Here is a 9,448-nt window from a genome sequence, read left to right as displayed (position 1 = left end):
CTGTACCATCTCCCGGATGCCGAAGACCGCCAGCGGGCTTTATATGAAGCCCAGCGGGTGCTGCGCGCGGGTGGGGTCGTGCTGGGCTTTGCCATTACCCATGCGGCGTCGGCGCTGGCCGCGCTGCAGACGGGCACGATCCACCGGCCGGAGGTGTTCCGCATGTGCCTGCAGACGCTGGCGAACGGTGAGCATTGGCCGCCGCCCGGCATGCCCGGCTTGCTGCCGCCGTCGTACTTCCACCGGCCGGCCGGGCTGCGGGAGGAGTTTGAGACCGCCGGGTTTACCGTACGGGAGGTCGTGGCGGTCGAGGGCATCGCCTGGCTGGACCGGCAGTACTTCGAGAGCTGGGGCCGGCCGGAGCGGCGGCAACGGTTGCTGGAGCTGGTACGGCGCACGGAGGCCGACCCGGACCTGCTGGCGTTAAGTCCGCATATTATGGCGGCGGCGGAACTATGCTGAGCCTATCCTGGTTTAAGATTGTCGCTATTGCCGGCGACAATCATTCTTTTACTTTTGTGAAGTTTATCATTCTTCTGTACTATGTTTGACATCTGTTGTATCGGGCATATGACGCTCGATAAGGTTATCACACCCCAAACCGAGCACCACATGGCCGGGGGCACTGCGTTTTATTTCTCCAATGCCATCCGCTCGCTGGACGTGCAGTATCAGCTGGTGACCGCCGTCGGCAAAACCGAGCTGCCCTATGTCGAGACCCTTCGCGCGCAGGGCACCGCCGTCGCCGTACTGCCCAGCGCCCATACCGTATACTTTGAAAACAAATACACCGGCAACCTCGACCACCGCACGCAACGCGTGCTGCAGGTAGCCGACCCGTTCGACGTCGAGCCGTTGCTGGCCGTGCCCGCCCGGATCTATCACCTCGGGCCCCTGCTGGCGCACGATATGTCTACGGAAGTCATCCGCGCGCTGGCCCGGCAGGGCAAAGTGTCGCTCGATGTGCAGGGCTTTCTGCGCAAGGTCGAAGGGCAGCAGGTCGTTCCCATCGACTGGGCCGACAAGCGCACCGCGCTGCCGTATATCAGCATGCTGAAAGCCAACGAGCACGAAATGGAAGTGCTGACCGGCCAATCCGACCCGCGCACGGGCGCCAGGATGCTGGCGGAGTGGGGCGTGTCCGAAGTGATTATCACCCTGGGCAGCCGGGGGTCTGTGCTGTATCACGAAAATACATTCTATGACATCCCGGCATACGTGCCACGCGCCGTCGTGGATGCTACGGGGTGCGGCGATACCTATATGGCGGGGTATCTCAGCCAGCGGATCCTCGGGAAGTCGTTACAGGAAGCCGGAGAGTTCGCCGCGGCGATGGCCAGCCTGAAGGTCGAAGCGCCGGGAGCGTTCCGCGGCACGGCCGACGACGTTGCACGCGTTTTGGTAGAGAGCGTGCAGACGTTGCCGGGTTAGGAAATGATGGTAGATTATCTTCGGTCGAGGATGATCTGGCTTATGCCGCCGTGGCCGTCGGGTGTTACGGTATATTTTAGCCGTTTATCCTGGTTGGAGAGCTCGAGCATCTCCAATGCCTGGAACAGGGATATATTCACCGGGAAGGTGGCGTCGATGAGGTATTCGCGCACCGCCGCGGTTACCCGGATGTCGACGGCGAAGTGATCTTTCAGCTGCGCGGCAACCTCGGCCAGGGGTAAACGTTCGAAGCGTAATACAGGGGTGACGTTGCGGTCGCTTATAAAGACCTCGCGGTATTGTTTCCGGGCTACGGCCTGGGTCAGCAGGTCGACCGTTGCTTCCTGGCCCGCGGTATACCGGCCATAGGATCTTCCCGTCAGGTCCGTGATCTCTACCGTTCCTTCTCCCACCAGCACCTGCATCTTACTGCTGTCGCCGGCTACCGGCTTGACATCAAAGACAGCCCGGCGCGTGCTGACGATCATGCCCTTGTCGCAATAGACGACCAGCCGCCGGGTGCCCTGCGGTACCTGGAAGTGTGCGCCGCGCGAGCAGAATGCTTCGTTGTATAATGCGGTGAAGTCGGGCGTAAAGCTTACCGTGCCGCCGGCCAGCACGACGCCGTTGGTACTGTCGGGCAGTATAAAGAAGGCATCGCCGTAAAACACTTTGCGGGCGCTTGCCGGGGGAAAGAAAAATCCGAAATTGATCAGTACGTTTGTTACCAGCAGCAGGGTCAGGAGACTTGTGTATATCCACCATCTCGCCCGTCGCCAGCTTTTACCGATGCCTGGCGCATCACGATCTCGTATCTCCATGGATTATTGGTAGGTTATGCAGCGTCGCCCGAAGAGCGCTGCCGATGTACCGGCATTGTCTTCCGACGTTCCTTACCCATAAGAGCCAGAATCCGTACGCGGGTATTAAAGATGATGTAACAAATATCGAAAAAAATTATACCTGCCCTATATATGATACAGCCGCCCGAAAGCGGTATAAGTCTTTTGGAAAACTATTTTTTGTGTCAACGATCTGTTGCCTATACTATTCTTTGGCTATCGGGCGTTTGCGACGCTCGTTGCGCGCGTGGACGTTACCGGCAACACGAAGGATAGCGATATACTTTTTGCACCCAAAAACTATACCTTCCCTCGTTGCCTGGTGGTGTTTGCCGGTCACGCGTCGGGCTTGATCTTGGGTAGGGTGATCGCGAAGGTGCTGCCCGCATGCTCGCGACTGGTGAACGTCACTTCGCCGTGCATCAGCTCGGTGAGCTTGCGCACAATGTACAGGCCCATGCCGATCGACTTTTCGCCTTTCAGGCCGGGCCGGCCGGCGGGCGTGTTGCGCTCGAAGATGTGCCGCTGCAGGTGCTCGGGGATGCCCACGCCGTTGTCGACGACGGTGATCACCACCGTCGTTTCCGAGTCGTGGATGTCGACCGCCACCGTACCTTCCGCCGGCGTGAACTTCACGGCGTTGGACACCAGGTTGTGAACGACCTGGAAGAACTTCACGTCGTCGGAGCTGATGTACAACGGGGCGACGTCTGTGTGGACCAGGATCGTTTTGTCTTCGTTGAACGGCTTCATGCGCTCGATCACCACATTGACCTTTTCCACTACGTCAAAGCGCTTCGACTCCACGTAGACGCCGGGCGACGCCAGGTGCTCTTCCCGGAGGAACGAGTTGATGATCTCGATGCAGTGCTGCGTGTTCTCGCGGATCAGGCGCGTGTGGTTGTCGATGACCTTATACTGCGCCGTCTGGTTCACCTGGTCGACGAGGTTCAATAAGTTGTTGGTGAGGTTGAGGGGGCCGCTGAGGTTGTGCGCGATCATGTCCAGCAGCGCGTCCTTGCGCGCGCCGAACTCGGTGATATAATCCGCGAACTGCTTGGCGTTGGTGATGTTTTTTACGATCAGCACGACCCAAGCCTGGTCTTCCAGCCAGTAGGCCTGGGCAGACAGCGTATGGCCACCGGTGGTGCGGAACTTGACGTTCTCCAGCTTGCCGTGCTTCAGCAGCTGGTCCACGCACGCGGTCACAAAGGTGTCGTCTTCCTGCACGCGCGGCCGGACGTCCTGCAGCGTGTGGCCCGCCGGGTCGTCGACGCCCGCGGCGATCGGTCGCCGCGGACATCAAAATGAGGAGCGACCGCGTCACTCCCACGTCACCTGATACCCGCCGTTCACGACGACCTCAGCGCCGTGCACGAGGCGTCGCCGGCTGGCAATGTGACCGCCCGGGCGATCTCCGTGGGTGGCAAAATGCTGAAAGGAAGCAAGGGCGTGATGGAGTTGAACGCGGGAAAATAAAAAGACCCATCGTCATCGGAAGGGTCTTGGGCGTTTTAGATCATAATAACTTGATCGTCAATCTTTTGACTGCAAGATTATAATCAATTTTGATAGGTTTTAGACGCCAACGGGGGCATTTTCAAGTCGACACGGGAACATATCATAGGATGATTAGTCACCGCCCCATTTCCTGAACTTTCCGGTTTTCATAGTCTGATAGAGGTTAATTTCCAAATATATCATAAATTTATTAATAACCAAAATTCCATGCCCGGCGCGAGGACTTCTGTTGCGTGATCGATCACCAGTTTTTTGTCCCGGGTTCCATCCCATTTAACGTTAGAATCGTAAAAATCGTTTCCAACACCAATGACCTGAACCCTGAATTTGTCGTCCGTATCCTCGATGGTAATTTTATATCCATCAACAAACGATTTCCGACGGAAGATCCGGGCCTGCGCATTGGCCAGTGGATGCATGGCCAGGATGTGGCTTTCGATCGAATAATTCCGTTTGCCCTCCAGTGGCGCGACCAGGCTTATCGTCTTTTTTTCCTTGGCGGGTTCCCCTGGCGCTGTTTCCTCTCGTTCCACTTTGATTTTCGCCTTGTCTTTTATTTCCTTACCGTCAACCTTGTAGCTGAGGAACTGCACATCAGACCGATCATCCATACCTTCGATGCGATCAAAATAAACCGCATGTTTTAGCTCGATGGACGAATCGGTTACGACGACGAACTTCTGAATTTCAGTGATCTGGCAATATTGCTGATCGATGTACTTGATCTTCCAATGAATGGACAGGTTCTTTCGTACATAATCGAATTCACTTCCCGGCGGCAGGAATCTTTCCAGGCTCTCATGCAACGCCTTGCTGATCGTATCCGGAGAGGGTCCGTTGACGTATTCCGATGCCAGCGAGCTCATCGTCCGGATAAACGCTTTCCGGGTGATATCGAAATCGTTGTGATAACGTTTCAGCCAGGTGGCAAATTCAGCCGAGCAGCTTACCGTACGAAAGATACTGCCTTGAATGCCGAGCTCCATGTCAAGATCGAATCGGGCCGGCTGGTAAAACTTACGCATGTGCCGGGCGATCTTGATCTTGCCCTTGGATTGGTACGATAGATCGAGTACCGAAAAACCTGCCTTATACCGGTCCACTTCACTGCGGGGGTCGTTCAGTCCTGCTTTCGTGACCATCATGTAATACTGCGATTCGCCTCCTTCTTCCGCATAGGTGTTCTTGGACTCGTGTATGTGGCCACACAGCACAACCCCAAAGTCACCTCGCGTCAGATAGGATTTTATCTCCAGCTCTTCTGCGTCGGAAAAGTGCCCCGCATTGAACGGATGATGAATTAATGCGATGTTGAAGTGGGTTTTAGCCTTTTTAAATCTACTGGTGGCGCGATGGATCTGCCCCGTCCCGAACACCAGCCGGCAAGGACCTTTATCGAGGGCTGAATCGCAGCTCCAGGCGCTGTTGAATGCCGCAATGCCGATGCGGATACCGTTGATCGTATGGATAAAGGTCGTTTCAAAATTGGAATGCTCGATCTTGACATGAGAGCCTGGTTTTTTGTAGAACTTTCGCTCAAACTTCTTAAAACGCTCTAACCCTTTAAGACTTTTGTTATCGAATTTGGCGAGGTTGCCCGTGATCAGTTTGTTGACGACAGGGATCGAATGCTCGTTCGCGTCAACCCTCAATCCTTTTAAAAAATAAGTATCGGCATCGTCCCGCTCGCAGATATCATGATTCCCCGGGATAAATACTACCTGGTCGCGCGACAGCGACAGCGCCGACATGATCGGGTTGATCACATTCTCCCGCATCTCCTCGAAGGGATTCGCCTCTTCGCTGGCACCGCCCCCCCGGTCGATCAGGTCACCGGTAATAAAGATCAGGTCGATCTTTTTCTTGTTATGCTCTTTTTTCAGCTCATCGATCAATGCCGCTAACATTGTCTGAAAATCAAAAAGCTCAATTTTGGGTGAATAGTGTATGTCGGTCAGGTGTACAAATCTCATGAGGCCAATCGTTAGATAGGAGGTATCGGAAAAGCTGAATATAGTATCTTTTTTACGATTCGTCAAATCACACCGGGCAAAGTGTAGACTGGTCGCTTCGGATCCAGCGGATCCATGGGTCCCTGCTCAGGGCGATGCGTTGTGGCACGAACTCGACGGTAGAGGGAGAGATCCTTTTTGGATGATGCCTTTATCGTCAAAGCGAATAAATAATGCCGGCGGCCCGGGATGGCCGCCGGCATCAAAAGGAGGCACGGTTGCGACAGTTGTAGGGAGGGAGATGGGTAGTGTCGTTACCGTTTCGTGATCTTCATAAGGTCTTCGCCCTCGATCTTTAACAGGTATATGCCGGGCGGATAAGGCGACAGGTCCACGGTGTATGCGGCCAGCAAGCCACTGGCGATCGTTCTGCCGAGGTTGTCACACAGCACGAAAGGATGTCCGATCAGGTCCCGGGACGGATGGATGACCACGGTGCCGTCGGTCGGGTTCGGAAAGTATACCGTTTTTTCGTACAGCGGTGTCTGAAGGTATACGCGCGCACGGTCAGCCGTTCGGTCCTGGCAGATAATGCGCACGCGGACCTCGTAACCGGTGCCGGGTTGCAGCCCGGTGAGGGTGAGCTGTGTATCCGCGGTCTGGAGGGTCTGCCAGGTGTTTGTTCCCCGGACCGCATAGTCGACTACGAACGGCGAGGCGCTGAAGGCGGCGCTCCAGGTCAGCCTGGCGGTCGTGTGTGTTACGTTGCCGGCGATCAGATCCTGGGGTGTATAACAGTCGGTCACGAACGTCGTACGGGTATAGGCCGGTTCGCCCACGCAGCGCGGCGCTACTTCCGCGGTGATCTCGCTGCCGGGAGCAAAGCCGTCCAATACGAAATAGCGGTCGCTGGTTTCCACGGTGGCGATACCGCCGGTGGGCAGGGTATAACGCACCCGATACCCGTCGGTATTGGATTCATCGTACCAGCTGATCCGGGCGCCGGTCGGTGTGACGGCGTCCGTGGTCAGGAAGGATACTGTCGGGCACGGTGTGGTGAACTCGCGGATCGTAAAGTCGGGCGCCGTGTTGGCGCAGTCGATCTTGCCGCGTACAAAATAGCGTGTGCCCGGCACCAGCGGGTATAAAAAACGGTTTGTGCCGACACGCGTCCAGGAGATGTTGTCGCGGCTGTATTCCAACGTCACGTCGACCGCATAGTTGATGCCGATCACGATGGCGCTGTTGTAGGTGATCTCGGAGATGGCGAGCGACGAAAGCGACGGACACACCGTGGTGAATTGCAGCGACCGGTACGGACTGGGCACGACGCAGCGCCCCCGGATCCGCAAGTCGTAGGTCGTGCCGGGTGCAAGCGAGTAGATGGTATAGGAATACGACTCGTGTGTCGTCCATTCGTTCTTGCCGGCCGGTGAATACTGGATCTCATACTTGTTGATATCCGGTGCGTTCAACGTAACATAGTTGGCGCTGACCGTGCCCAGGGTGACGTTGTTGGGATCGACGCAGTCGGTGGTGAAATTTATAGCGTGGTAGGCGGTAAAGCCGGCGCCGCATTTGGCGCGGACGCGGAACTGGTAGGGGTACCCGGGGGTCAGGTAATTGATGGTGTTGGAAGAAACCGTGGACCAGTCGTAGTTGCCGGTGCGGTATTCTATTTCATACTGATCGAAGGTGGTGTTGGCGGGCAGCAGGATCTTCGCCGTGGTGTTTGTTACTTCCATCTTTACCAACGTGGGATCCAGGCAGGGATCCGGGTCGTTCTGCCAGATCTCGAAGATATAGCCGTCACGCGGACCGTAATAATACGCGAGAGAATTGATGACTTCCGGTCGGCCGTCGCCGTTGAGGTCGTTGACGGCCAATCGTTGCTCGACGCTTTTACTCTCGCCGACCGCCGTGCCCCAGGGGTTGAGTTGTTCGAAGGAAGCATCCGAAAAGGCGCTGCCGGCCGCGCTTTTGTTCCGCAGCAGTCGCAGCTCGCGTTGTTCGGTGCCCACCAGGAGGTCCGGCTTGCCGTCGCCGTCGAGGTCGCCCGGTTGGACATCGTCTTCGGTGTAGTGGTCCAGTAGGGGTACCGGTGTTGTCAGGGTGATCTGGGGGGAGGTGCCGTTGTTCTCCCACACGGCCACCTTGCCTTCCAGACCGGGGGTATACAACACCACGTCCTTCCAGCCGTCGGCGTTCAGGTCGCCGGCGGTATACCGGGCAAACCTGCCGCGGGCGGGGTCCGTCGTGATGATCTGGCTGAAGGCCAGTGTTCCCGGGCGGCTGTCGTTGCGAAGCATCCAGAGCACGCTTTGGTCGGTTGTCCCGAATACCAGGTCGGGGTTGCCGTCGTTGTTCAGGTCCGGCGTGACGATCGAGTATGGCTCATAGGGGAGTGGCATGCTGTATTGGGGCCGGAAGTTGTCGGCCGTGAGCGATCCGGCTGGATTCTGATTGCGCAGAACGGTGAGCCGGTAGCTGCCCGCCGTGTAGTGCGTGTAGGCGATGTCGATGCGGCCGTCGCCGTCGAAGTCGCGCAGCGCGAGGCGGTAAAAATTTCCGATGGGCACGTCGAGGGGCTCGCCCAGGAAGATATAGCCCGGCACGGAGCGGTTGGGGTAGATGCGCAGACCGGTTTGATACTCCCCCACGATGTCGGCCAGGCCGTTGCCGTCCAGGTCCGCGGCGTAGAGGTAGATGCTGGTGAAATCCGATACCGTGGTCTTGGTGCGTAAAAAGGATGCCGCGGTGATGTCGCCTCCCTGGTGTACATTTTGGTATATTCTGAAGCCCTGGCTGGTGCCGCCGATAATGTCGGGCCGGTGGTCGCCGTCCAGGTCTTGCACGATGGGGCGATACATGCTCAAGTCGTTGAAGCCGACGGCCAATTTCAGGTTGCCCGTAGAAAAGCTGCCGGTGTACGTCGGGACAAACTCCCGGACCGATTCCGTGGCCAGGCCGGACTGGAGGTCCAGGACGGCGATGGGCCCCAGGGACGCCCCGGCGGGAACCTTCACTTCCAGTTGCGTGGCGCTGGCGGTCAGGATCTCGGCGCGGGTGGCGCCAAAGTTCACCTGGGTGTTGCCGGGCGTTGTGCTGAAGTTGCGGCCGGTGATCGTTACCGTCGTGCCGATGGGCGCGGCCATGGGCGTGAAGGCGCTGACAACCGGTTTTGCCGCGGTGAAAAAGCGTACCGACCCCGTTGTGGCGGTAGCATGCCCGTTGACGGCCACCATCCGGTAATAGTAGGTTGTGCGGGGTGTCAGCCCGGTGACGCCCGCCGAGACGTCGACGAACTCCGTCGTGTCGCCGGCGGTGTATACCGGCGTGGTCATGCCCAGGGCCGGTGTGGGGCCGTATTCAAAATAAAACGATGTGGGCAGGCTGTTGGGATTGACCTGGCCGTACAGCGTAGCCGTTGTTTCGGTCACGTCCAGCGTCTCGAGGATCCTGACCAGGGGGGCCGGCGCGATCGTCGTAAACTCCGTGATCGTCGAATACGACGTTCCATGTTCGTTGCGGGCGACCATCCGGAGGTAGTATTTCGTCGAGGGCTGCAGGCCGGTGACGATGCCTTGCACCTTGTCGGTATAGGGATACTCCGACGTCGCGCGGCCCAGGGCCGGCGAGGCGCCATATTCGAAAACTGTCTCTTAAACCCATCTCCGAGCCCACGAGACTTCTTCTAAGGTC

General features: G+C 57.5%; 5 protein-coding genes and 1 pseudogene. 2 read left to right on the top strand and 4 right to left on the bottom strand.

Annotation, left to right across the window (positions count from 1 at the left end; genetic code table 11):
* Nucleotides 1–462: pseudogene (locus KK078_RS30000) on the top strand (SAM-dependent methyltransferase); the annotation flags it as partial.
* An 81-nt stretch (nt 463–543) separates the two neighbouring features.
* Entirely contained in the window at nt 544–1,431 is an 888-nt protein-coding gene (locus KK078_RS29995; protein ID WP_254094664.1) for a PfkB family carbohydrate kinase, read from the top strand.
* Between the two features lie 14 nt (nt 1,432–1,445).
* Here KK078_RS29995 and KK078_RS29990 read toward each other — a convergent pair whose 3' ends face one another.
* From KK078_RS29990 to KK078_RS29975, 4 genes are all read right to left on the bottom strand, one after another.
* The gene (locus KK078_RS29990) at nt 1,446–2,252 is read right to left on the bottom strand and encodes a DUF4974 domain-containing protein (RefSeq protein ID WP_254094662.1); all 807 of its coding nucleotides are present in this window, start codon (nt 2,250–2,252) and stop codon (nt 1,446–1,448) included.
* A 357-nt stretch (nt 2,253–2,609) separates the two neighbouring features.
* On the bottom strand, nt 2,610–3,503 hold the full coding sequence (locus KK078_RS30725) for a sensor histidine kinase (RefSeq protein WP_254094660.1): 894 nt from the start codon (nt 3,501–3,503) through the stop codon (nt 2,610–2,612).
* Nucleotides 3,504–3,973: 470 nt separating this feature from the next.
* Nucleotides 3,974–5,767 (bottom strand): metallophosphoesterase family protein, encoded by a 1,794-nt coding sequence (locus tag KK078_RS29980; RefSeq protein WP_254094658.1) that lies wholly within the window; start codon nt 5,765–5,767, stop codon nt 3,974–3,976.
* 293 nt (nt 5,768–6,060) lie between these two features.
* Nucleotides 6,061–9,336, bottom strand: a complete 3,276-nt coding sequence (locus tag KK078_RS29975; protein WP_254094656.1) for an FG-GAP-like repeat-containing protein — start codon at nt 9,334–9,336, stop codon at nt 6,061–6,063.
* Nucleotides 9,337–9,448 lie beyond the last annotated feature (112 nt).

Source organism: Dawidia soli, assembly GCF_018598185.1.
GTDB classification, from domain to species: Bacteria; Bacteroidota; Bacteroidia; order Cytophagales; family Cyclobacteriaceae; genus Ohtaekwangia; species Ohtaekwangia soli.
Note: the sequence above shows the minus strand (reverse complement) of the source record. Positions and strands in the feature narration are given on the sequence as shown.